Source organism: Alcanivorax sp. IL3 (assembly GCF_047495465.1).
GTDB lineage: Bacteria > Pseudomonadota > Gammaproteobacteria > Pseudomonadales > Alcanivoracaceae > Alcanivorax > Alcanivorax jadensis.
This window is the reverse complement of record NZ_CP179931.1, coordinates 881,428-905,000: the sequence shown is the minus strand read 5'-3', so window position 1 is coordinate 905,000 and position 23,573 is coordinate 881,428. Positions and strand designations below refer to the sequence as shown.

21 protein-coding genes (1 of these 21 running past the window's edge) are annotated in these 23,573 nt (G+C 55.0%); 7 read left to right on the top strand and 14 right to left on the bottom strand.

The window, feature by feature from the left end; all coding sequences use genetic code 11:
- Positions 1-918, bottom strand: the 5' portion of a protein-coding gene (ilvC, locus tag ACMG4M_RS04280) for a ketol-acid reductoisomerase (RefSeq protein WP_035250094.1). Its footprint begins 99 nt before the window's first position; 918 of the gene's 1,017 nt are visible here — the first part of the coding sequence; it begins with the start codon at positions 916-918; its stop codon lies beyond the left edge, outside the window.
- Positions 919-1,076: 158 nt separating this feature from the next.
- Between ilvC and ilvY the strand changes: the two genes are divergently transcribed.
- On the top strand, positions 1,077-1,961 hold the full coding sequence (ilvY, locus tag ACMG4M_RS04275) for an HTH-type transcriptional activator IlvY (protein ID WP_414430764.1): 885 nt from the start codon (positions 1,077-1,079) through the stop codon (positions 1,959-1,961).
- A 255-nt stretch (positions 1,962-2,216) separates the two neighbouring features.
- On the opposite strand, the gene ilvN is transcribed toward ilvY, so the two are convergent.
- Together ilvN and ACMG4M_RS04265 are read right to left on the bottom strand one after the other, a co-directional pair.
- Complete coding sequence (gene ilvN, locus ACMG4M_RS04270; RefSeq protein WP_035250069.1) at positions 2,217-2,708, bottom strand: acetolactate synthase small subunit; 492 nt, start codon at positions 2,706-2,708, stop codon at positions 2,217-2,219.
- On the bottom strand, positions 2,708-4,429 hold the full coding sequence (locus ACMG4M_RS04265; RefSeq protein ID WP_035250067.1) for an acetolactate synthase 3 large subunit: 1,722 nt from the start codon (positions 4,427-4,429) through the stop codon (positions 2,708-2,710). Before ACMG4M_RS04265 ends, ilvN begins: the two co-directional genes overlap by 1 nt.
- A 458-nt stretch (positions 4,430-4,887) precedes the next feature.
- On the opposite strand from ACMG4M_RS04265, the gene ACMG4M_RS04260 reads away from it, so the two are divergent.
- Positions 4,888-5,349, top strand: a complete 462-nt coding sequence (locus tag ACMG4M_RS04260; protein WP_035250065.1) for a DUF4124 domain-containing protein — start codon at positions 4,888-4,890, stop codon at positions 5,347-5,349.
- Between the two features lie 44 nt (positions 5,350-5,393).
- Here ACMG4M_RS04260 and clpB read toward each other — a convergent pair whose 3' ends face one another.
- The 3 genes from clpB to rluD form a co-directional block, all read right to left on the bottom strand.
- The gene (gene clpB, locus ACMG4M_RS04255) at positions 5,394-7,979 is read right to left on the bottom strand and encodes an ATP-dependent chaperone ClpB (RefSeq protein ID WP_414430763.1); all 2,586 of its coding nucleotides are present in this window, start codon (positions 7,977-7,979) and stop codon (positions 5,394-5,396) included.
- A 275-nt stretch (positions 7,980-8,254) separates the two neighbouring features.
- Positions 8,255-9,010: a peptidoglycan editing factor PgeF gene (gene pgeF, locus ACMG4M_RS04250; RefSeq protein WP_414430762.1), complete on the bottom strand. Its 756-nt coding sequence runs from the start codon at positions 9,008-9,010 to the stop codon at positions 8,255-8,257.
- A gap of 86 nt (positions 9,011-9,096) precedes the next feature.
- On the bottom strand, positions 9,097-10,071 hold the full coding sequence (gene rluD, locus ACMG4M_RS04245; RefSeq protein ID WP_035250061.1) for a 23S rRNA pseudouridine(1911/1915/1917) synthase RluD: 975 nt from the start codon (positions 10,069-10,071) through the stop codon (positions 9,097-9,099).
- A gap of 70 nt (positions 10,072-10,141) precedes the next feature.
- Between rluD and ACMG4M_RS04240 the strand changes: the two genes are divergently transcribed.
- The gene (locus ACMG4M_RS04240) at positions 10,142-10,957 is read left to right on the top strand and encodes an outer membrane protein assembly factor BamD (protein ID WP_035250059.1); all 816 of its coding nucleotides are present in this window, start codon (positions 10,142-10,144) and stop codon (positions 10,955-10,957) included.
- A 115-nt stretch (positions 10,958-11,072) separates the two neighbouring features.
- Here the strand turns inward: ACMG4M_RS04240 and ACMG4M_RS04235 are convergent, their stop codons facing one another.
- Positions 11,073-12,698: an NAD+ synthase gene (locus tag ACMG4M_RS04235; RefSeq protein WP_035250057.1), complete on the bottom strand. Its 1,626-nt coding sequence runs from the start codon at positions 12,696-12,698 to the stop codon at positions 11,073-11,075.
- Between the two features lie 66 nt (positions 12,699-12,764).
- On the opposite strand from ACMG4M_RS04235, the gene ACMG4M_RS04230 reads away from it, so the two are divergent.
- From ACMG4M_RS04230 to ACMG4M_RS04220, 3 genes are read left to right on the top strand one after another with little or no spacing between them, the layout of a single operon-like run.
- Positions 12,765-13,034, top strand: a complete 270-nt coding sequence (locus tag ACMG4M_RS04230) for a PP0621 family protein (RefSeq protein ID WP_232222144.1) — start codon at positions 12,765-12,767, stop codon at positions 13,032-13,034.
- Positions 13,024-14,580 (top strand): sensor histidine kinase, encoded by a 1,557-nt coding sequence (locus tag ACMG4M_RS04225; RefSeq protein ID WP_035250052.1) that lies wholly within the window; start codon positions 13,024-13,026, stop codon positions 14,578-14,580. Before ACMG4M_RS04230 ends, ACMG4M_RS04225 begins: the two co-directional genes overlap by 11 nt.
- Before the next feature lie 12 nt (positions 14,581-14,592).
- Positions 14,593-15,978 (top strand): sigma-54-dependent transcriptional regulator, encoded by a 1,386-nt coding sequence (locus tag ACMG4M_RS04220; RefSeq protein ID WP_414430761.1) that lies wholly within the window; start codon positions 14,593-14,595, stop codon positions 15,976-15,978.
- Here ACMG4M_RS04220 and ACMG4M_RS04215 read toward each other — a convergent pair.
- A complete protein-coding gene (locus ACMG4M_RS04215; RefSeq protein ID WP_414430760.1) occupies positions 15,927-17,024 on the bottom strand; it encodes an NAD(P)/FAD-dependent oxidoreductase in 1,098 nt (365 codons plus the stop codon). The genes ACMG4M_RS04220 and ACMG4M_RS04215 overlap by 52 nt on opposite strands.
- Positions 17,025-17,095: 71 nt before the next feature.
- Here ACMG4M_RS04215 and ACMG4M_RS04210 point away from each other — a divergent pair, with 71 nt between their 5' ends.
- Positions 17,096-17,593 carry a GspH/FimT family pseudopilin gene (locus ACMG4M_RS04210; RefSeq protein ID WP_272961741.1) on the top strand — a complete coding sequence of 166 codons (498 nt, stop codon included), beginning with the start codon at positions 17,096-17,098 and terminating at the stop codon, positions 17,591-17,593.
- Between the two features lie 44 nt (positions 17,594-17,637).
- Here ACMG4M_RS04210 and ACMG4M_RS04205 read toward each other — a convergent pair whose 3' ends face one another.
- The 6 genes from ACMG4M_RS04205 to ACMG4M_RS04180 are packed head-to-tail and all read right to left on the bottom strand — an operon-like array spanning position 17,638 to position 23,415.
- Positions 17,638-18,084 carry a type IV pilin protein gene (locus ACMG4M_RS04205; protein ID WP_035250048.1) on the bottom strand — a complete coding sequence of 149 codons (447 nt, stop codon included), beginning with the start codon at positions 18,082-18,084 and terminating at the stop codon, positions 17,638-17,640.
- A 10-nt stretch (positions 18,085-18,094) separates the two neighbouring features.
- Positions 18,095-21,100 (bottom strand): PilC/PilY family type IV pilus protein, encoded by a 3,006-nt coding sequence (locus ACMG4M_RS04200; protein WP_084573524.1) that lies wholly within the window; start codon positions 21,098-21,100, stop codon positions 18,095-18,097.
- An 11-nt stretch (positions 21,101-21,111) separates the two neighbouring features.
- A complete protein-coding gene (locus ACMG4M_RS04195; protein WP_414430759.1) occupies positions 21,112-21,648 on the bottom strand; it encodes a PilX N-terminal domain-containing pilus assembly protein in 537 nt (178 codons plus the stop codon).
- A complete protein-coding gene (locus ACMG4M_RS04190) occupies positions 21,645-22,418 on the bottom strand; it encodes a PilW family protein (protein WP_272961740.1) in 774 nt (257 codons plus the stop codon). The genes ACMG4M_RS04195 and ACMG4M_RS04190 overlap by 4 nt, the downstream gene beginning before the upstream one ends.
- A complete protein-coding gene (pilV, locus tag ACMG4M_RS04185; protein WP_272974947.1) occupies positions 22,418-22,948 on the bottom strand; it encodes a type IV pilus modification protein PilV in 531 nt (176 codons plus the stop codon). The genes ACMG4M_RS04190 and pilV overlap by 1 nt, the downstream gene beginning before the upstream one ends.
- On the bottom strand, positions 22,939-23,415 hold the full coding sequence (locus tag ACMG4M_RS04180; RefSeq protein ID WP_272974946.1) for a GspH/FimT family pseudopilin: 477 nt from the start codon (positions 23,413-23,415) through the stop codon (positions 22,939-22,941). Before ACMG4M_RS04180 ends, pilV begins: the two co-directional genes overlap by 10 nt.
- Positions 23,416-23,573 lie beyond the last annotated feature (158 nt).

The window sequence follows — 23,573 nt, the reverse complement described above, 5'->3', positions numbered from 1 at the left end:
GCGACGGGCTGCCGTCATGGAGGGGTAGTTCAGGGCACCTTCAGAGATGAACTGCTTGGCGTACTCGCCGCTCTGGATACGCTTCAGGGCATTGCGCATGGCCGCACGGGATTCGTCGTTGATCACTTCCGGGCCCGTCACGTACTCGCCGTACTCCGCATTGTTGGAGATGGAGTAGTTCATGTTGGCGATGCCGCCTTCGTACATCAGGTCAACGATCAGCTTCAGTTCGTGCAGACACTCGAAGTAGGCCATTTCTGGCGCGTAGCCCGCTTCGGTCAGGGTCTCGAAACCGGCTTTCACCAGCTCGACTGCACCGCCACACAGAACCGCCTGCTCACCGAACAGGTCGGTTTCAGTCTCGTCCTTGAAGGTGGTCTCGATGATGCCGGTACGGCCACCACCAACGCCAGAGGCATAGGACAGAGCCACGTTCTTGGCATTGCCGGACGCGTCCTGGAAGATCGCGATCAGGTCAGGAATACCGCCGCCCTTGGTGAACTCGGTGCGCACGGTGTGACCCGGTGCTTTGGGAGCGATCATGATCACGTCCAGATCAGCGCGCGGCACGATCTGGTTGTAATGGATGGCAAAACCATGGGCGAACGCCAGGGTCGCGCCTTTTTTCAGGTTCGGCTCGATTTCGTCACGGTACAACTGGGACTGGAATTCGTCCGGGGTCAGGATCATGACCACATCAGCAGCCGCCACAGCAGCCGGTACATCGCTAACTTTCAGGCCATGGGCTTCGGCCTTGGCGATGGAAGAAGAGCCGGCACGCAGACCGACAGTCACGTCTACACCGGAATCATTCAGGTTGCAGGCGTGGGCGTGCCCCTGGGAGCCGTAACCAATGATGGCCACTTTCTTGCCCTGGATGATGGAAAGATCGCAATCCTTGTCGTAATACACTTGCATGCTCATAGCTCTGGCTCTTTCAGATAACGGAAATCGGTGACAGGCAGGCACCTAGGGAGCCTGCCCGGACAGGCCAGCCACTCTAGGCTATCCGCCGCATTGCGTAAAATGATATATTTGAAACATAGCATTGCGATTATCGCAACGAAGAGAGAGCCATGGATACCAAACCCCTGCGCCTGTTCCTGACCCTGGCGGACACCCTGCACTTCGGCCGCACCAGCACCATGTGTCATGTGAGTCCGTCCACGCTCAGCCGCACCATCCAGCAACTGGAGGATGAGCTGGGCGTGCCGCTGTTCTACCGGGATAATCGCAGCGTCACCCTGACCCGGGAAGGCCAGCGTTTTCAGGAATACGCCCGCGACACGCTGACGCGCTGGGACAATCTGCGCCATGCCCTGCAGGAAGACCGGCGCGTGCTGCAGGGGGAGCTGAGCCTGTACTGCTCGGTGACCGCCAGTTACAGCTTCCTCTACGACATCCTCAGCAGTTTTCGCCACCAGTACCCGCGCATCGAACTCAAACTGCACACCGGTGACCCGGCACAGGCAGTACAGCGCATCCAGCACGGCGAGGAAGATATCGCCATCGGTGCCCGGCCGGATCACCTGCCCGCCGGTATCGCCTTCCGACCCATCGCCCGCTCCCCGCTACTGTTCATTGCCCAGGCCGGACAAGCCCAGCTGGCGGAGCGACTCAATGGCACCGCCAGCAAAGCGGCCTGGGAGGATGTACCGATGATCCTTTCCGAAGAAGGCCTGGCCCGGGAACGGGTGGACCGCTGGTTTCGACAACTGGGAGTGAAGCCGCACATCTACGCCCAGGTGGGAGGCAATGAGGCCATCGTCAGCATGGTCAGCCTGGGGTTCGGGGTGGGTATCGTGCCGAAGATCGTGCTGGACAACAGCCCCCTGGCCGGCCGCACCCGCCCCCTGGATGTACAGCCTGCGCTGGCGGCCTACGAGGTGGGACTGTTTACCCAGGAGCGACGGCGGGAGGAGCCGCTGATTCAGGCATTCTGGTCGCAACTGCCGGAATAAGGGATGGCGGCACAGGCGGAGCGATAGCCAAAAGCTCAAACAAGAGCGATTTACCACAGAGGGCACAGAGATCACTGAGGAAAAGGAAGGGGTTTCTCTGTGTTGTCGGTGCCCTCTGTGGTGAAAATGTCTTTGCTCTGAAGTCGCTTATCGCGGCGCCAGCGACGCTTCTACAGACAAAACAAAAGGCACAAAAAAAGCCGCTCCGAAGAGCGGCTTTTTCGTCTCGCACCCAGCAGCAGGCGTCGAGCGTTTTTACAGGCTCAGCACCTTCTCGCCCCGGGAGATCCCGGACACCCCAGAACGCACGACTTCCAGCACCTGGGTTTCCCCGATGGCACCGATAAAGGCGTCCAGTTTGTCGGAAGCACCGGTAAGCTGAACGGTGTAAACAGTGCTGGTCACATCCACGATCTGCCCACGGAAGATATCCACACTGCGCTTCACCTCAGCGCGCTGGGCGCCGGTGGCTTTCACCTTGATCAGCATCAGCTCGCGCTCAATGTGAGCACCCTCGGTGAGATCAACCAGCTTGACCACTTCGATCAGCTTGTTGAGGTGCTTGGTGATCTGCTCGATCTTCAGATCATTACCGAAGGTGGTCAGGGTCAGCCGTGACAGGGTGCTGTCTTCGGTGGGCGCCACCGACAGGCTTTCGATGTTGTAGCCACGCTGGGAGAACAGACCAATCACCCGGCTCAGTGCGCCCGGCTCGTTTTCCATCAGAATAGAGATAATTCGACGCATCAGGTCCGCTCCGTCTTGCTCAGCCACATATCACGCATGGATCCGTCTGCAATCTGCATCGGGTAAACGTGCTCGGTGGAGTCGACATAGATATCCATAAACACCAGACGATCCTTAAGGGCAAAGGCTTCATCCATTGCGCCTTCCAGATCTTCGAACTTGGTGATTTTCATGCCCACGTGGCCATAGGCCTCGGCAAGGGCCACAAAGTCAGGCAAAGACTCCATATAGGACTGGCTATGACGGCCACCGTATTGCATGTCCTGCCACTGACGCACCATGCCCAGGGCCTGGTTATTGATATTGATGATCTTCACCGGCAGACCATACTGCAGGCAGGTGGACAGCTCCTGAATATTCATCTGGATGGAGCCCTCCCCGGTCACACAGGCCACGGTGGCGTCAGGGAATGCAAACTGCACGCCCATGGCGGCAGGCAGACCGAAGCCCATGGTCCCCAGCCCCCCGGAGTTGATCCAGCGACGAGGCTTGTCGTACTGGTAGTACTGGGCAGCAAACATCTGGTGCTGACCCACGTCCGAGGTCACATAGGCATCACCCTTGGTGGCCTTGTACAACGCCTGCACCACCTGCTGTGGCTTCATGGGACCGTTTTCATTGGTCTCATAGCGCATGCCATGCACCTTGCGCCAGCCTTCAATCTCTTCCCACCAGCGCTCGAGAGCCTTGCGATCCGGCTCGCCACCGTGTTCGTCGAGCATCGTCAGCATTTCTTCCAGCACCTGATGCACCGGCCCCACAATGGGGATATGCGCCATGATGTTCTTGGAAATCGTCGCCGGGTCGATATCGATATGGATGATCTTGGCGCCCGGGCAGAATTTCTTCACGTTGTTGGTGACCCGGTCATCCAGACGGGCACCCACGGCAAGAATCACGTCGGAACTATGCATGGTCATGTTGGCTTCATAGGTGCCATGCATGCCCAGCATGCCCACATTCTGCGGATCAGTGCCCGGGAAACAGCCCAATCCCATCAGGGTATTGGTCACCGGAAAATTCAGCCGATGGGCCAGCTTGGTGAGTAGCTCGCTACCCTCACCCTGGATCACACCACCGCCGGCATAGATCACCGGACGCTTGGCTTTCATCAGCTCTTCCACCGCCTTGCGGATCTGGCCGGAATGACCACGGCTGACCGGCGCGTAGGAGCGCATCTTGACCTTTTTCGGGTATTCGTAGGGGTTCTTCACGTTCGGCGCGGTCTGATCCTTGGGAATATCGATCAGGACCGGGCCGGGACGGCCGGTGGTGGCAATGTAGAACGCCTTCTTCATGATCTCGGGAATGTCCTTGGCATCGCGGACCATGAAGCTGTGCTTCACCACCGGGCGGGACACACCGATCATGTCGGTTTCCTGGAAGGCATCATCGCCAATCCAGTCGGAGCGAACCTGGCCAGACAACACGATCATGGGAATGGAGTCCATGAAGGCGGTGGCAAGACCGGTAATAGCGTTGGTGGCACCGGGGCCGGAGGTCACCATGACCACACCCGGTTTGCCGGTAGCACGGGCATAGCCATCGGCCGCATGAGTGGCTGCCTGCTCGTGACGGACCAGAATGTGGCTGACAGAGTCCTGCTGGAACAATGCATCATAAATGTGCAGTACGGACCCTCCGGGATACCCGAAGATGTACTCCACTCCCTCGTCTTGCAGCGCACGGACCACCATCTCCGCGCCGGATAACATTTCCACGGTTGCTACCTCAAATCAGAATGCATACAACCCACTGCCATGCAGCGGGACGGGGTTTACAACTTGCTGCCTGTGGATAAAGCACCATATGTGGGTGCTCTGGGGTCCTGTCGGAGGTGGCCGACACGAACACAGGCCGGGAGGGCAACGCGGAGGCAATGCAGACCTGAAGAGGGATTACTCCCGCTTTATAGGAATGAGAAACCTCCGGAGGCTCCCACAGCGGGACGAGAGTGCAGTGATACTGCTGGCAGGACATCGCGGTAACGGTGCCCCGGGTCCCGGCCTCACACACGCCGGTAAGCGAATGCGGGTCCCGATCTCCGGAAAGGTTTAATTTTGTCAGAAATGTGCGATGAATCAAAGCCCTCCGTCGGGTTTGGGTTGCAGAAAATCCCCTTCACCCGTCATGCTAAAGTACGAGAGTTGAAAACAACCCAAATAAGAAGACCGACATTATGAACAAATTCAGCCTGTTGCTTGGCAGCCTTCTGCTTATCCTCGCCAGCGCCAGCTCGGCAGCCAAGTTTTATAAGTGGGTCGATGATCAGGGGGTAACTCACTACGGTGCCAACCCGCCGCAGGGCACGACCTCCTCAGAAGTGAACACCCGCGCCAATGCCAGCTCGGATCAGGATCGTGAGCTGGAAGCCCTGGATGCGAGACGAAACGCTCGCGAAAACGCCAAAGAGGAAGCCGCAAAGGCAGCGGAAGAGGAAACTCGCCTGAAATCAGAACCGGATGAACTCGCTCAGGAGCGCTGCGAGCAACACCGCAAGAATCTCGAAACTCTGAAAAACAAACCCATTGTTCGTAGGAAGAATCCGGAAACCGGAGAAATGGAAGTCCTGGACCAGGAAGAAAGAGAAAAGATGATCAAGAATAGCCAGAAGGCATTGGAAAACTGCACCCGGAATTAAGGATACAGGAGGCCCTGATTGACAGGGCACCCTGTATTCTCACCTCACCGCGTAAAACTGAAACGATCTCCATCCACATCTATCGAGATGGTATCTCCCTGGCCGAACTCCCCTCGGAGCAGGGACTGGGCCAGCGGGTTTTCCAGCTGCTGCTGAATGGCCCGCTTCAGCGGTCGGGCACCGTAGACCGGGTCGAAGCCGGCTTCCACCAGTTTATCCAGGGCCGCATCACTTAGCTCGAGGCGAATTTCCCGCTCAGCCAGCCGCTTGCGCAGATAATCCAGCTGAATGGCAGCAATACCCTTGAGCTGATCCTTCGCCAGCGGATGGAACACCACCGTTTCGTCCACCCGGTTGATGAATTCCGGGCGAAAGTGGTTACCCACCACTTCCATGACCGCCGCCTTCATGGCCTCATAATCGTTGTCTCCGGCCAGTTTCTGGATCAGGTCGGAGCCCAGATTCGAGGTCATCACCACCACAGTGTTGCGGAAGTCCACGGTGCGTCCCTGACCATCCGTGAGACGGCCATCGTCCAGCACCTGCAACAGGATGTTGAACACATCCGGATGCGCCTTTTCCACTTCATCCAGCAGCACCACAGAGTAAGGCTTGCGGCGCACGGCCTCGGTCAGGTAACCGCCTTCTTCGTAACCCACATAACCCGGGGGCGCACCCACCAGCCGCGCCACGGAGTGCTTCTCCATGAACTCGGACATGTCGATGCGCACCATCGCCTCTTCGGTATCGAAGAGGAAGTTCGCCAGCGCCTTGCAGAGCTCGGTCTTGCCCACCCCGGTGGGCCCGAGGAACAGGAAACTGCCATTGGGACGATTGGGATCAGACAGGCCAGCCCGGGAACGGCGCACCGCATTGGCCACTGCTTCCACCGCTTCCGCCTGACCCACTACCCGCTGGTGCAGGGCCTCTTCCATGCGCAGCAGCTTGTCCTTCTCGCCTTCCAGCATCTTGGCAACAGGAATTCCGGTCCACTTGGATACCACCTCGGCGATTTCCTCGTCGGTCACCTTGTTGCGCAGCAACTGATTTTCGGTCTGGGAGTGCTGCTCTTCCTGATCCTGGGCAGCCTGAACCTTTTTCTCCAGTTCAGGAATCACCCCATACTGCAGCTCTGACATGCGACTCAGATCCCCGGCACGGCGGGCCTGCTCCAGCTCGACGCGGGCCTGCTCCAGTTCTGCCTTGTACTCCTGAGCACCCTGCAGCGCGGCTTTCTCGGCCTGCCAGATTTCCTCCAGATCCGCATATTGCTTTTCCAGTTCGTCGATATCGTCTTCCAGCTTTTCCAGACGTTTCCTGCTGGCCTCATCCTCTTCCTTGCGCAGTGCCTCGCGCTCCATCTTGAGCTGGATAAGGCGGCGGTCCAGTCGATCCATTTCCTCCGGCATGGAATCAATTTCCATGCGGATGCGACTGCCTGCCTCATCAATCAGGTCAATGGCCTTATCCGGCAATTGCCGATCGGTAATGTAGCGATGGCTGAGCCTTGCCGCCGCGATGATGGCGCTATCACTGATGTCTACACCGTGGTGGACCTCATAGCGTTCTTTGAGGCCACGCAGGATGGCGATGGTGTCTTCCACCGTGGGCTCATCCACCTGCACCTTCTGGAAACGACGTTCCAGGGCCGCGTCCTTTTCGATGTACTTGCGGTATTCATCCAGCGTCGTCGCACCCACGCAGTGCAGCTCGCCGCGAGCCAGTGCCGGCTTGAGCATATTGCCGGCATCCATGGAGCCTTCACCCTTGCCGGCACCGACCATGGTATGCAGCTCATCAATAAACAGGATGATGCGACCTTGCTGCTTGGACAGTTCGTTGAGGACAGCCTTGAGCCGCTCCTCGAATTCGCCCCGGTATTTGGCGCCAGCAATCAGTGCCGCCATGTCCAGGGACAACACCTGCTTGTCCTTCAGACCTTCCGGCACTTCGCCGTTGACGATCCGCTGGGCCAGGCCTTCCACGATGGCGGTCTTGCCCACCCCGGGCTCGCCAATAAGTACCGGATTGTTCTTGGTACGGCGCTGCAACACCTGGATAGTACGGCGGATTTCGTCGTCACGGCCGATCACCGGGTCCAGCTTGCCTGACTCGGCCCGTTCGGTGAGATTCACCGTGTACTTGTCCAGCGCCTCGCGCTTGTCTTCCGCATTGGGGTCGTCCACAGCCTCTCCACCTCGCACCTCGGCGATCTTCGCCGCCAGCACCTTTTTGGTGACTCCGGCGTGCTTCATCAGCTTGCCCAGCTCGCCGTTATCGTCACAGGCTGCAAGCAATACCACTTCCGTGGACAGATACTGGTCACCACGCTGCTGGGCCTCGCGGTCGGCCATGTTAAGAAGGCGACCTGTGGCTTGCCCCATCTGCACATCACCATTGAAATCACTCACCGTGGGCAGCTTATCCACGGCCATATTCAAGGCGGTGATCACATCACCACTGTTAGCGCCGGTTTTTTCCAGCAAAGGGCGGGCCGCCCCACCCTGCTGCTGCATCAGCGCCAGCATCAGGTGGACCGGTTCAATCGTGCTATTGCCCTGCCCCACGGCCAGGGATTGCGCGTCTGACAGCGCTTGCTGCAGGCGGGCAGTGAGTTTATCCATTCGCATTTGGGCTCTCCTATCCGGTTGTGATCCGCATTCCGGCCCCCTGTCGGCAAGCCAGTCACGATCACCGGTTATCAATCATCTGACCTTTTAATGGGTCCGATTGAGCCAGATTCAAGGCTAATGGATAATTGAGAATGGATAATTGATAACGCTCAATAAAAGCGCAGCGGAGTTCTTCCAGCAAAAAGGCCGCACCCAATCACTGGACGCGGCCTCATAGCGCCAGACAACGGATAGCCTGTCTCGCGCAGCTATCAATTATCCATTCTCAATTATCAATTGCCTTCTTCGTCGAGCCAGATCAGAGAAGCAAACCGGCCCGTGTCACCTTCCTTGCGGAAGGAATAGAAGCGCGTGAGATCACAGGCGGTACAGAGCTCGCCACCCTGAACATCCTCTACGCCCAGACGAGCCAGTTCTATCATGGCAGCCTGAGCGACGGAAAAGCGCCAATGGCCGGGCGAGGCATCTGCCTGAAAGGCGCCTTTGAAATCAGTGTGGGCAGCCACAAAGGCCCGGTAAACCTCGTCGCCCACCTGGTAGCATTTCCCGCAGATAGCCGGGCCCAGCCAAGCACTGACAGGCTCGCCAGCCGGGGCAATACTCTTCACCCCTTCAGCGACAATACCCGCCTGCAAGCCACGCCAGCCCGCATGCACTGCTGCCACAGCGCTGCCATCGGTACGCGCCAGCAGCACCGGAAGGCAGTCTGCGGTAAGCACCACACAAGGCCAGCGCTGCTGGTCGGTCCAGGCGCCATCCGCCTCGTTATCGGATTCACCCGCCCGAATCACTCGCTTGCCGTGGACTTGTTTCAGCCAGGCCACCGGATGATCTGCCTGCAGCAGCTTTTCAACGTGATGCCTCGCCTGCTCCACACGCGCAGGCTGATCCCCGCAGTTCATGCCCAGGTTGAAGCCATTCCAGGGGGACGGGGAATGGCTGCCGGCCCGGGTGGTCACAGCCACACGCACGTGGGGGTGCGGCTGCCAGTCTGGCCAGATCCATTTGGAGCGGCTAGGTAAAGTCATTGGTACAGCCCTGATTGGGTCACGCAGACATACCCTAGGCACATCCGCCATTTATTGCTTTGTGGCGGATATCGCCTGCGGCGATTTCAGCTCTGCGAGTTAGCGTCTTCTTCCAGCACCTGAATGAGCCCCTGCATATCCTCAGGTAGCGGTGCCTCGAATTCACAGTATTCGCCCGTGGCCGGGTGAATCAAGCCAAGTTTGCGGGCATGCAGAGCCTGACGGGGGAAACGCCGCAGAGCCTCACGCAGGGCTTCGCTGGCGCCAGCGGGCTGTTTGAGACGACCGCCATAGAGCGGATCGCCCACCAGGGGGTAATTACGATGGGCCATATGCACCCGAATCTGATGGGTACGGCCGGTTTCCAGCTGCACCTTGATGCGAGTGTGGGCCCGGTAACGGTCCAGTACGCGGTAATGGGTAACCGCGTTCTTGCCCCCGGTTTTCACCACCGCCTGCTTCTTGCGATCCACCGGGTGGCGCCCCATGGGCGCATCCACCTTGCCACCGCCGGTCATCACCCCCACAGCAATGGCTTCGTACTGACGGAACAAGCTTTTGTCCTGCAGCTGGGCCACCAGGCTCTGGTGGGCTTCCAGTGAGCGAGCCACCACCATCAGGCCGGTGGTATCCCGATCGAGCCGATGGACGATACCCGCTCGAGGCAGACTGCTAAGACGCTCGTCGAGATGCAGCAGGCCATTCAGCAAGGTGCCATCCGCATGCCCTGCTGCCGGGTGCACCACCAAACCGGTGGGTTTATTGATCACGATCAGGTCGTCATCCTGGTAGACCACATCAAGCTCAATGGACTGGGGCTGATCGTCCAGTTCCGGCGCGATCTCCACTTCCAGGGTCAGGCTCTCATTGCCGACCAGCTTGTCCTTGGGCCTGACCTTGGCACCATTGACCGTCAGCACCCCGTCCTTGATCCAGCCCTGCAGCCGCGAGCGGGAAAACCCCTCGAACAGCTCGGCAGCGGCCTGGTCGACCCGCTGTCCCGTCTGATCTGCGCGGACCTGCTCACTGCGCTGAATTTTCTCGCCGCCAAGATGTCCCATAGTGCAACCTGTGTTTAAATGCCGTATCTAAATACCTAGCCCGTCATTGTAACCGTTTAACGAGGAAAGAATGCCACGTCTTTTATGGCCATTGCTTGGCCTGCTGCTACTCGCCGGCTGTGCCAGCAACAAGGAGCGCCCGGAGCTTACCGAGGTGGACCAGTACCGGGAAGCCAGCGAGTCGCTGGAATCCAGGAATTACCTGACCGCTATCGATCAGCTCAAGGAGCTGGAAGCCCGCTTTCCCTACGGTGATTTTGCCGAGCAGGCAGCTCTGGATCTGATCTACGCGCAGTATCGGGCGGTGGATTACCCGGCCACCGTGGTCGCGGCCCAGCGTTTCATGCGCAATTACCCGGCACATCCGCGCATGGACTACGCGCTGTACATGCGCGGGTTGGCCAACTTCAATATGGAGAAGGGCCTGTTCGACAATATGGTGAGCTCCGACAAGTCCAGCAAGGACATGGGCGCCGCCAAGGACGCGTTTCGGGATTTCGAGCGCCTGGTGAACCGCTTCCCGGACAGTGAATACGCGCCGGATGCCCGCTCACGCATGGTCCACATTCGTAACCAGCTGGCCCGCCAGGAACTCCATGTGGCCCGCTACTATGCGCGCCGCGGCGCCATCATCGCTTCCATCAACCGGGCCCAGTATGTGGTCAAGCACTACCAGCAGACCCCTGCCGTACCCGAAGCCCTCGCCATCATGGCGAAAGGCTACCAGCGCCTGAAGCAACCGGAACTGGCAGAGAAAAGTCGTGATGTACTGGCGCTGAACTGGCCGGACAGCAAATTTCTGGACAACGACAAGCAAGTCGATCTGGCTTGGTGGCCGGACGAGGATGACGGGCTGCTGAGCTTGCTGACGTTTGACCTTCTGTAAGCTTCTAGCTTCTAGCTTCTAGCTTCTAGCTTCTAGCTAAAAAAGGGTGGCACCGACTAATATTCGGAGCCACCTTTTTTTTGACTTTGCTTTTCCTTGTAGCTTGTAACTGCTCTCAGTCCCCCGGTCGCCAGCCATTGGTGATTGGGTAACGGCGATCCTTGCCGAAAGCCCGGCGGCTGACGCGGGGACCCACCGCAGCCTGCCGGCGCTTGTATTCGTTGCGATCGGTGAGCTTGACGACCCGGTAGACATTCTCGCGATCAAAACCGTCACGGATTACCGCTTCGGCGCTCATGTCCTGCTCCACATAGCGCTCGAGAATCGCATCCAGTTCGTCGTAACCCGGCAAGGAATCACTGTCCACTTGGTCGGGTGCCAGTTCCGCCGATGGCGGGCGTGTGATAACCCGTTCCGGGATAATTTCCACGCCGGCCTGCTGGTTGCGCCACGTGGCCAGGCGGTAAACCATGGTCTTGAACACATCCTTCAGCACCGAGAAGCCACCTGCCATATCCCCGTAGAGCGTGGCATAACCCACTGCCATCTCACTCTTGTTGCCGGTTGTCAGCACCACAGACCCGTTTTTGTTGGATAGCGCCATCAGCAGGACCCCACGGCAGCGCGCCTGCAGGTTTTCCTCGGTAGTATCTTTCTCCTGCCCGGCAAATGACTCACTGAGAATATCCATAAACCCATTGAAAGCAGACTCGATGGGCAGCACGCGGTAATGGACCCGCAGAGTCAGGGCCTGCTTCTCGGCATCCTCCAGGCTCATGGCTGAGGTATAGCGGAATGGCATCATCACCGCTTCTACCCGATCCGGACCGAGGGCATCCACGGCCACCGCCAGAGTCAGGGCCGAATCGATCCCACCCGACAAGCCCAGCAGCGCCCCCTTGAAACCGTTCTTGTTCACGTAATCCCGGGTTGCCAGCACCAGCGCCTGATAGAGGCTTTCTTCCAGCCCGGGGAGCGGAAGCTGCTCCCCCACCGGCTCGCAGTGTCCGTCACTGCACTGCAGGTCCACCGGGACCAACGCCTCGGTAAAGCTGGCAGCCTGTACACAACGGCGCCCCTGGCTGTCACAAACAAACGATGCACCATCAAAAACCAGCTCGTCCTGGCCACCTACCAGGTTGCAATAGAGAATCGGCAGGCCGGTTTCGCGGCTGCGGGCTTCTACCTGCTCCAGGCGCTCCTGAAACTTGTTGGCCCGGAACGGCGACGCATTCAGGTTCAGAACCAGATCCACATCTTGTTGCTGCAGCTGGGATGCGGGCCCGCTATGCCAGATGTCCTCGCAGATCGTCAGGCCCAGGGTCCAGCCATCCAGCTCAAAGGTGCAGGCCTCGGAACCCGGTTGAAAATAGCGTTTTTCGTCGAACACACGGTAATTGGGTAGATGTTGCTTGAAATATTCATGGCGAGGGCGGTTTTCGCCAGGAAATACTACCCCGGCGGCGTTGCGACGCTGGCCATTGCGCACGGCAGGGTAGCCAATCACCACCGGTACCGTGATCTTCTCACCAATGGTCTCCAGCGCGGCATCCACACGGCTGTTGAGACTGGGACGCAACAGCAGATCCTCTGGCGGATACCCCGTCAGCATCAATTCCGGAAACAGTACCAGATCAGCGCCCAACAGACGGCGAGCCTCGTCTGCCGCATCGATCACCCGCTGGGCATTGCCCTCAATGTCGCCCACCAGCGCATTCTGCTGGGCCATAATAATCCGCATGATTAACCGGCCTTTCCTCAAGTGAGCGCTGATTGTACTCTTTAGCCGGCAATCGATGAACGCATCATGACAAACAAGGAGAACAAGATGGGCCTGATTCGCCTGCTGGTTATTGCCGCCCTGGTCTACCTGGCCTGGCGGGTAGTGAAAAACCTGCTCTCGCAGGCAAACCGTCGCGACAGTTCCGACTCTGGTAACGGTCAGGACGCCCAGGCCATGCTCAAATGCGCCCAGTGTGGCGTGCACGTTCCTGCCCCGGAAGCCTTCACTCACAATGGGCTGCACTTTTGCTCCCAGAAGCACCAACGCCTGTATCTGGAACACAATGACCGCTAGCCAGGGATGGACGCCCGCCCGTATTTATAATGTCTATCGGATTGCCATTGCTTGCAGTCTGATGCTGCTCCACTTTGGGCCGGAACAGCCCCTTATCGGCACCCATCTGCCGTTATTGTTTGAAACCACGCTTTTTGTCTATCTGGGGCTCACGCTGGCATCAGCCACCCTGGACTTTCGCGCCGAAAAACGCGCCTATCCGGCCTGGGCTCAGCCCGCCTCGCTGATTACCGATTTGACCATGCTCTCCCTGGTTGTCCACGCCAACGGTGGTCTTGAGGGCGGCTTGGCGGTACTGCTTCTGGTTACAGTGGCCGCCGGCAACATCCTGCTACGCGGACGTCTCGGTTTTTTGATCGCCGCCCTGGCCACCCTGGCCATGATGTTCGAGCAGTTCTACTTTTCCATTCAGGCCATGTCGGATTCCCCTTTCCTGCTAACCGAATCCGGCCTGCTGGGTATCGCCTTTTTCATGGTGTCGCTGATCATCCAGCAAATAACCCAACGTCTGCAGCAAAGCGAGCGCATTGCTGAGCGACAGCGTGTCGCCATCGAACGCCTGGAAGCCCTTAACCAGCAAATTGTGCAGCGCATGCGCACTGGCGTGGTGGTGTTTGATGAATCCTTCCGGATTCTGATGGCCAACCAGGCAGCCAATAGCCTGTTTGGCACCCCCATGCTAGGCAACCAGTTACCCAAACAATTGGTTAGCCGCTATCAACGCTGGCAAGACAACCCTCTACTGCCCCTCGCTACGCTGAGAACCTCGGAACAGTCGCCGGTACTCAGTCCCCGGTTTGCCCCGCTGGAGACGGACCATGAGCTACTCACTCTATTATTTCTTGAAGACAGCGCCCGAGTCGCTCAGGAAGCGCAACAGATGAACCTGGCATCACTGGGACGACTGTCCGCCACCCTGGCCCATGAGATTCGCAACCCGTTAAGCGCGATCAACCATGCCACCGAGCTGCTCCTGGACGGCAATGCCAGCGAGGAGGATCAGCATTTACTCGGCATCATCCGCAACCATGTGGGCCGCGTGAATGGCATCATTCACGACGTGCTCGATCTCTCTCGCCGGGGCAAAGGACAGGCCGAGCGCTTTGGCCTTGCGCCTTTTCTCAACGAATTATGTGAGCAATGGGCGTTGCGGGGCTACGCGAACAACAGCCTGAAAAAAGCCTGCCAGTCCGATGTAGAAGTACGCTTTGATCGCAACCAGTTGACCCAGGTCGTCGACAACCTTATCCGCAATGCCTTTCAGCATGGAGGCGAAGAGTGCAAGGTTGACCTGGAATGCGGCAGTCATGAACAAACGGGTCTCCCCTGGCTCAGAATCCGGGATAACGGCAATGGCATACCCGCCGAGACCGCCCGGCACCTTTTTGAGCCCTTCTACACAACAGCCAATGACGGCAATGGGCTGGGGCTTTATCTTTGCCGGGAGCTTTGCCAAGCCAACCAGGCAGCCCTGGATCTGGAAGACACCCCGAACGGGGCCAGCTTTGTGATAACCTTTGCCCACCCGCACCGACAATTTCAATAACACGATATTATTATGAGTGCTGACACCCCACACGTACTGGTTGTAGACGACGAAGCCGATCTGCGCGAACTGCTTGTCATCACCCTTGGGCGCATGAAGCTCAAGGCCACAGCTGCCGAATCGCTTGGCGCAGCCAAAGCGGCCCTTGCCGATGGCAGATTCAACCTTTGTCTGACGGATATGAATCTGGGTGATGGCACCGGGCTCGAGCTGCTGCAGTTTATTGCCAGGCATTGCCCGGAAATGCCCACCGCCGTCATTACGGCTTATGGCAGCATGGAAACCGCCACCGATGCCATGAAGTACGGGGCCTATGACTTTATTGCCAAGCCTGTGTCACTGGATCGACTTCGCCAGCTGATTGAAGACGGGCTGGACATCAACGAAGTGGAAGACCACCACGAGGAAGAGGACAACCTGATCGGGGAAGCGCCGAGCATGCGCGCCCTGAAAGCCCAGGTCCGCAAACTGGCACGCAGCCAGGCGCCAATCTACATCAGCGGCGAATCCGGCAGCGGCAAGGAGCGTATTGCCCGCCTGATACACAACCTGGGTTCTCGACGGGAAAAACCCTTTGTCGCCGTCAACTGCGGGGCCATTCCGTCGGAGTTGATGGAAAGCGAATTCTTTGGCCATCGCAAAGGGGCATTCACCGGGGCCGTGGAAGACCGCAAGGGGCTATTCCGCGAAGCCGATGGCGGCACCCTTTTTCTGGATGAAGTGGCCGACCTGCCCTTGCACATGCAAGTTAAACTGTTGCGAGCCATTCAGGAAAAATCCGTTCGCCCGGTGGGTGAGCCCCGGGAGTTTCAGGTCAATCTTCGTATCCTCTGCGCTACCCACAAGGATCTGGCTCAAGAAATGGCGGAAGGGCGCTTCCGGCAAGATCTTTTCTATCGGCTGAATGTCATCGAGGCGCACGTCCCCCCGTTGCGCGAACGCCAGGAAGATATTCCTGCTCTGGTCGGCCACATTCTCAAGCGCCTCAGCGAAGCCTGGGAAATCGCCCCGCCAATCGTCAGCGCCTCTGCCATGAAAACCCTGGAACAATATACCTACCCAGGCAATGTCAGGGAGCTGGAAAATACTCTGGAAAGAGCCCTGACTTTATGTGATGGGAAAGAAATCCAGGAAGAGCATCTAAGGCTGCAAACGGACACACTCCCGAAAGCCGCCACGGCAACGACACGGGAAACCTGTACCTCTCCAGAGCGTCCATTAGGCCAGCCTCTCGAAGAATTTCTTCAAGACATCGAGAGGCAGGAAATTCTCAAGGCTCTGGATGCAACGCACTGGAACAGAACAGCTGCAGCAAAAAAACTGGGCATGACATTCCGGTCTTTACGTTACCGATTGAAGAAACTGGACCTTGATCGAAGCCCAGGAGAAAGCGAGTAGGGAGCAGGGTCAATAGTTGGTCGTTCTCCACACACCATCTGCACGAGAAGCTCTGCCGTGGCCGGAGCAGACACCAAACCATTACGATAATGGCCTGCTGCAGCAAAGACCCCATTGCACCCCGGCACGGCGCCAATATATGGGTGATCCACCTCACTCCCGGGGCGTACGCCTGCCCAATGATGCACGGGCGTAAGGCTCGCTAATTCCGGGAGAAGATTTGCCGCCACTGCTTCAAGCTGATAGCGCCCGGGCACAGTCGGGTAGGTAGTGTAATCTCCTCTAATCAACGTAGAGCCAACCAGCACAGCACCATCCGCACGAGGGATCAGATAGCCTGATTGAGTTAGCATAACTGAAGGCACTCTACCTGGCGTGAGATAATAAAGCAGCATTTCTCCCTTTACCGGAAACATTGGCAAAGACACACCCAGCATTGAAAGTAGCTTGCTGCTCCCTACCCCTGCACAGAAAATCACATTCTCTGCATTCAAAACCAATCCATTCTGAGTTTCCAGTGCCGCACCTTTTTGCCTTGGCAAAAGTGAAACCACCTTATCCCTTATAAACGAAACCCCTCTGGACGCCAGATAGATTCTCAAAGCTTTTAACAAGCGCGGATTTCTAACATTTCCCAAATCAGGAAAGAAGACACCCTCTGAAAAAGGAAAAGACGGCAACAGATCGCTTCCAGAAAGTGTCTCTGATAGCACCCCCCATTTACCAGCCCAGTCTTTCACAGTGTTCATTTCCTTAGTGTCCACATGCACCCACAAACCCCCTTGATGCAAATCAGACCACTCCAGACAACGTCCGACAAGTTCACTAAAGAGACCTCTGTAGCGGGCCATGGCGTCGAAGGTCAGGCGATTCATCGCATCAGAGTAACGCCACGCATAAAGTGGCGAGAGAATTCCTCCTCCAGCCCAGGACGCCAACCCGCCTTCTGACTCATCAATCACTGTGGCGGGAATCTCACGCTTTGTGAGCTCGAACGCACTCAATAAACCGACAATACCACCACCAACAATTACGACTTCTCTCATTTCAGCTCATGACATCTTGCATATATAAAACAAGTTCTACCCGGCCATATCGATGTTTCGGATAAAGAACCATGAAAAAAACAGGCTTTACTTTACTTGAGTGCCTTACGGCATTAAGCACACTTTCTGTGCTGGCAATGATTGCGCACAATATTGGCCTCCCAATGATTCAAGAATATCGGGTTATAGCTGCCACCAACAGTGTAGCTGGATTAATCAGAGAGGCCAGAGCCAATGCTATGACGGATGGGAACCGACTCATCTGCGATGGAGAGCGGGGATGCAGTAGCTTCAAAAGAACCACAATATTGATAGAGGGGCGAGATACGAACATGAACAATGCACTAGAAAAAAGCGAAATACATCATCATGTAAAATTACCAAGCGACACCTGGCTGGAATGGAAACGATTCAGAGGCACACATTTACGCTATAGAAACAGAGGGGCAACCCGATTCCAGAACGGGCATTTCCTGATTTGCAGTGGCAATAAAGGAAGAAAAATAATTATGAACTGGATTGGAAGGACCCGTATTGAGAAAGCGGGAACTGACTGCCATACAATCTAAAAAAGGAATAGCCCAGAAATACCTGAACTATTCCTGTTTACCGTCTACCAACTACTACTGCTAGAAGGGGTGCAACCCCCGACAGCGGCACAAGCATTACCCTGACTATCCAGCACCATCGTTTCTGTACCACTCATGATCGCACTGTAAGGCGTCGCCTTGATCGTATATTTATGATCCGAGGGTACAGAAATCGTGTACTTATAATGCTTGTGCCCAACCGACTCGGGCACAAGTGTGCCAGTCATTGAGCTGGCGCCATTATAAGAGAAGTGCTTTCCACGATATCCCTCCAGAGCAGAAGCCCAGTCCAAGAGCAGCGCCCTACCGGCCTCCTGGCGCGCATCCTGCACGTACTTTGTATAAGCAGGATACGCGATTGCCAGCAAGATCGAGATTATCACAACCACTATGAGTATCTCGATCAAAGTAAAACCAGCAGCGGCAGCCTTTCGGCGGCTCTCATTTTGGGGATAGTTGTAAGCACTCATGATCGCTCCGCTACTTTTCATAAACAGGGATTACATTCGCTTCATTAGACTCAAGCTGACGCCATTGCGTTTTGCGAAGCCTTTGATCACGCGGCGTTCCCTCCGCAGGGACCTCGGTACCTACAACCACCTTAATCTTGTCTTCGTCCATAAATAGAACCGGGGTCGGCGGCGGCACCTGTTGCAGCAGTTTTTCTTGACGATCATCAGCCACAGAGCCATCATTGTTGATTTTTGCAGGATCACCCGTAATGAGATTGACAGTGTGCAAATAGGCACTTCCAAGACTAACCGCACACGGACTATCTTCCTCCGTACCGCCAACCGGAGAATATGTAGAGAAGAAAACGGTATTATCATATACCACCGGCGATGACATCACTTTTTCACCAGGCGCAACATCAAGATAGTAGAACCAGCCCGGAGAATCCCCTTTCACTGGGTTCCCTACACCCACATTGACTAAATCACCAATTTTTAGCTCTTTTTCTGGAGCTGAGTCTTTATAAGCGGTGTCGTCACGAATAACAAAAAAGGCTTCATTTGTATTTTTATCCAGGGGGTGCGCTCTATAGCCAGACCCGATTGTCACATAAAGCTGCTTTTCACCCTTGTGCTCTACATAAGCTACTGCGGGCGCCTCATAAAAACGGCGATTATCAGCATAACTCCCGCCCAAGTCTGCCAAAACATGTACCTTGCTAGCTCCAATATTATCCTCATCAATATCAACGCGGTATAAATGACCGCCGGTATCACCAAAATAAAGATGGTCAGAAGAACCGTCTGCATTTTTATCAACGACAGCTATGCTGCTCGGCACGGAATATGCTAAATCTTCGGACCAAAGCACATCCCCGGTTAAGGCATCTACAATGTAGATAACATTACCAACATCGTCACCGTTGCTTCTCGTCCCACCGCTTGCATCCTGGCTGGTGTCATAGCCCCCGCCAAAAATCAGAACCGTTTTTGTTCCAATTCTTGCCGGGGTCGGTGTAGACCAGGTTTGACCCAAATCCGAATATCCGCTGTCAGTGATCGTCTTCTTCCACAGCAGTTTTGGAGACGTTCTTGATGTCACGTCGAGAGCATAGTAACTGTTTCCGCCTCGACGCATTCCGCCAAAAAGGAGCTTTTTGCCATCTTTTTTCAATGCAACCCAGCTACCGTCCAAACCATATATTTGACGATTGTTATTTTGATCCAATGACGGGCGATCAGTTGTAAAAAGATTGGATCTGGAGAGAAACTCTTTGGGCATAAATGAGTAAATCTCTTTTCCTGTTTTTGCATCTATTGCGTGCAACATGCCACCATTTGTGGAAACAAAGACCACATTGTCGCCACTGTAATCAACCAAAACCGGAACACTGTGCATCGGGTCTCCCCAAAGCACTTTTAGCTTACTGGCAAGCTGCTCCAACTTTTCGTCGCTGGCATCCTCTGGAAGGCCGAAAAACTCATTATCATACGCACCACTTCCAACAGATCCCCAAGGCAATGTCGTCATTGCGCTGCCTTCGTTATAATACAACGTGCGCAAGAAGCCTTCACCGTTAGCCTGGCGCGCGCCTCCTTGGGTAGCATCCGGCCCGTCAGCTTCATCACTCCACCAGCTTCTTGCGGTCTCTTTGAAGTAGCCTGTCTCATCATCAATAGCATCATTCCCGGAAACATCAGTGACATCATCGCCTGAAAGACGATAGCGCTTCAGGTTTCCCTCCCAGAAACTACTGGAAGCAGGCTGAATAACCGCATAATAAAGCTGGTCAAGATGCTCAAACCGGTTTAATTGGTTTACCGCTACGCCAGGGGCAGACAACGTGCGAGAATCCTCATCAATCAGGTCAAACACTTTAAGAAAGGCACTAGCTAGCGCCTCTGAAGTATCAGCCGTATAGGTGCCTTCAGAGCCGTCAGAAGAGACTTTTTCCATATCCCCTCTATTCTGGCCCATATACAAACCAACGTTATAGGTTTTTATAGATCGGCCAATATAATTGCTTTCACTGTTTAAATACTGAGAAATCGCCGCCTGACACTCATAAGAGTCCGATTTTCCAGAACCATTACAGGCATAAAAATTATGATCAGGTAAGTTAATATCGTTTGGATCACCATCAGTGAAGATGACGATATGGTTAGACTCACACTGATTCTCTAAGTTAATCGGTGACACATAACGGCCATCAGAACCCACAATATCCTGACTATTTACACACGCGTTAGTAATCTCACACTCTTTTTTTTGCCCTATAAGTTTATATTCCTGGTAAGTGTAGCCACTGTTACCCCAGCACCATCCCCAAGGAGAAGTACAAATTCGCCGGCAATTTGGGCGATTACGGTTACAAGTGCCTGAGATATCTTGCCAACCATACTCATCAACAATCTCGCATTCTTCAGTTTCTTCAAACTCAGTACATACAGAACGGGTATTATCGTCATTACCACCATTTCCATACTGTGCCGAGCCTGGAGGCGCCCCCAGCATGTAACGGCCCATCTCCCAATAACTTTCAGCAGTTGGGGTACTGCCATATGGAGCGCCAGTATTGGCTCCAGAAGCATTATCTCCAGCACTATTTAGGCTTGAAACTGCCTCTTTAAGAGCGCGCTTGGAGTTGTCGTTTACCTGGGTTACCGGCATCAATACATAACCACCGCAGGTATAGCGATTATCTGCACAGTTATAGCCGTGACGAAACCGCCCAATACCCATGTTGACTTTTTCTGGCACCGAGTCGATCAGAAGATGCATTGCGTCTTCGAGCATATTGATACGGCGATTTTCAACATCTGAGCACCAGCTGGCGCTACTTTCAGTACAACTGCGCATACTGCCAGAAGTATCAAGCAGCACCATTACGTTGGCTTTAGTTTCATTTTCACTATTGCCAACTTCTGCAGGCGCAAAGAATATCTCAGTGTCGTCGGCGAACAGCCATGCCGGAGACAAAACCAGCACAAGCAAAAGCGCCATTCTTTTTAAAATAGACATGTCGTTTTTCATAATGTCCCCCGCTACATTTCTGAGCCTGGAAGAATTCCAGTCTTCAATAATTGCTGTAGATGACGATCGTTAATATTAAAGCCGTCCATAACAGCGTCACCCTGTATGTTAATTGAGTAGTCCACAAATGTTGCTGAATTACCGGTTGCACTCACCTGGTTTCCGGAAATCAGTTCATACCCGTCTTCAGATGCACCAGCGGATGCAGTAATAACTTTTCTGGCATCCATCGAATCACCGCTGTTGCAGGGACCATCTCTTCCACCTGAATTGAGCAAACACCTTCTCGCCACAACCTGATCAACTAAAAATTCCGTCAATGCGACTTCATTCATATTGTTGATAGTGTTGTACATATCTGCCACTGAGCTTTCCGCAGCCTCAAAAACCATGGCATCTGCCTGCGTTCCTGTTGCCACCTTGGCCGCAAACATACTTGTCTTCATGGCAGAAACGCCCAGAACAGAAACCACGACAAGAATAAGCAGGGCAACAATCAATGCTGCGCCACGCTGACTATATCCACGCGAAATCGCATTTATTTTCATAGCGTTTCCCAATCAACATTTCGCAACTGTACTGTGCTTGTAAACATCCTGCGAACAGCCTTTGCATCAGAATCCGATTTGGTGATTTTGTTTCCCAGCAAATAGAATGTTTGCTCTCCACCACCAGGCAACGTTTCACTCTGCTCGCTCAACAGCAGCGCCAGCCTAGCAGCGACAATAGTTCCCACAGCCCCAGGAACACCTGCAGCTGATTGAGCTGGAGTTATATAGCCACTAGCATTTGCTGCCCCCACAAAGGTAGTTACTCCTAAAGCACCATCCGGATTTTCATCAATTCCGTACTTAACCTTAAAACCTTCGACGCCGGAAACCAGCTCTATACCCGCGCCTCCAGAAAGATTTCCATTACAAAACAGTCCATCGTTTGACACATAGTAGCTATTAACGACCTGAACAATCCCGCCACCGCCACCGCCTTCACAATCCGTCGTACCGTGATAGGAAATGGTTATACGATCTGTGACACCATCACTCGAAGCAGGCAAGCCTGCGGCAGGAACAAACAACACCCCGCCAGGCACGACCGAAGCTACGTTCTGATCAAGGCCTGTGCGCCGCAAATCCCTCACAAGAAAGCGCATAACAAGCTGGCCATTTTCCTGTACACGCGACGTTGCCTGCTGCAGTGCGAAAGTTCTGTTATTAGTTATTAGCAATTGAAGTGCTGCGCCGGTCACGACCAATCCAACAACCATTGCCACCATTAACTCAACAAAACTGAAGCCTGACTGTTTTTTCATCATTTTCATCAGCGAAGCACCTCGATAACCGCACAGAAAGAATCCGTATCGGTATTAACCTCCCCTCCTGCCTTTACGCACTCTGAAGGCTTCATCCCATCCCAACTGACAACAACACAATTCAGGCCACTATTAGGGCAGGATTGAATGGCAACCAATCCTTCTGGCAACAAATTCCCAGCCATCCAAGATAATTGATTAACATCCCAGGAAACCATCTGAGCGCTACTGCAACCTGCACCAACCCCGGTGCAGGTTGCATAGGCATTGGGCGCTGAGCCAACAGCTGCTGGCGTTGTAGGCCAGGCCGCCGCTATGTAAGCCGGCAAATTTGGATTTACCTGCAAACGTTCCAGCGCATCCTGTGCAATCAGTGTTGCCTGAGCTCGGTTATTTGCCAGTTCAGCACCTTTTAACGCTGAAAGTTGCATCCCGGCGTAGCCCAGAACGCCGATTGCAAGCACCAAGAGAGCCACAAGGACTTCAACAAGACCGACACCGCGCTGCGCAGCTTTAACTACCATTTTTTTCAGGAACACGTGATATCCTCATTACTCATTCGCCCGACCTTAGAAACAGAAATCTTTCGACCCGTCTCTCCTGTTCGCACAGAGTCGCAGACAATGAAGCTGTCAGCCTGATTGACAAAACCATCTGGCTGGAAAGTCAAACTGCCAGAGCCGGAACGCGTCACGGTTACATCCGGTGAAATGGCAAAGCTTTGGTCCTCCTCCGGGGCACCGGCCGGATATGAAATAAGCCAGCCCTGACTCCAGTCCCCACCACTAACCGCAGATAATTGGACGTTTACTCTGAGGTTTACTGCCTGAGTACGAGCAGTCCCAAGAGCAGCAACCAGCTCACTGGCCGCACCACGCAGTGAATTACCTGCACCAACGTTGCGGAAAGCGGGAACGGCAATGGACCCCAGCACTACGAGGATGATGATCGCAACCATCATTTCGACCAGTGAGAAGCCTCGCTGCCTGCTTTTTTTTGTCATCATTTCAGTCCGGTTGTCTGGGCTTGAGAATTGCGTTGAGTTCAGCTTAGCAATTCCATAGGCGCCATCAATCAACCGAGGACAAACGGACTGTCGACCACCTTGGACGGTATAAGCTGCTGAAAAATAATGGATTTTGGTACTTTAGGGTGTGACGGCAC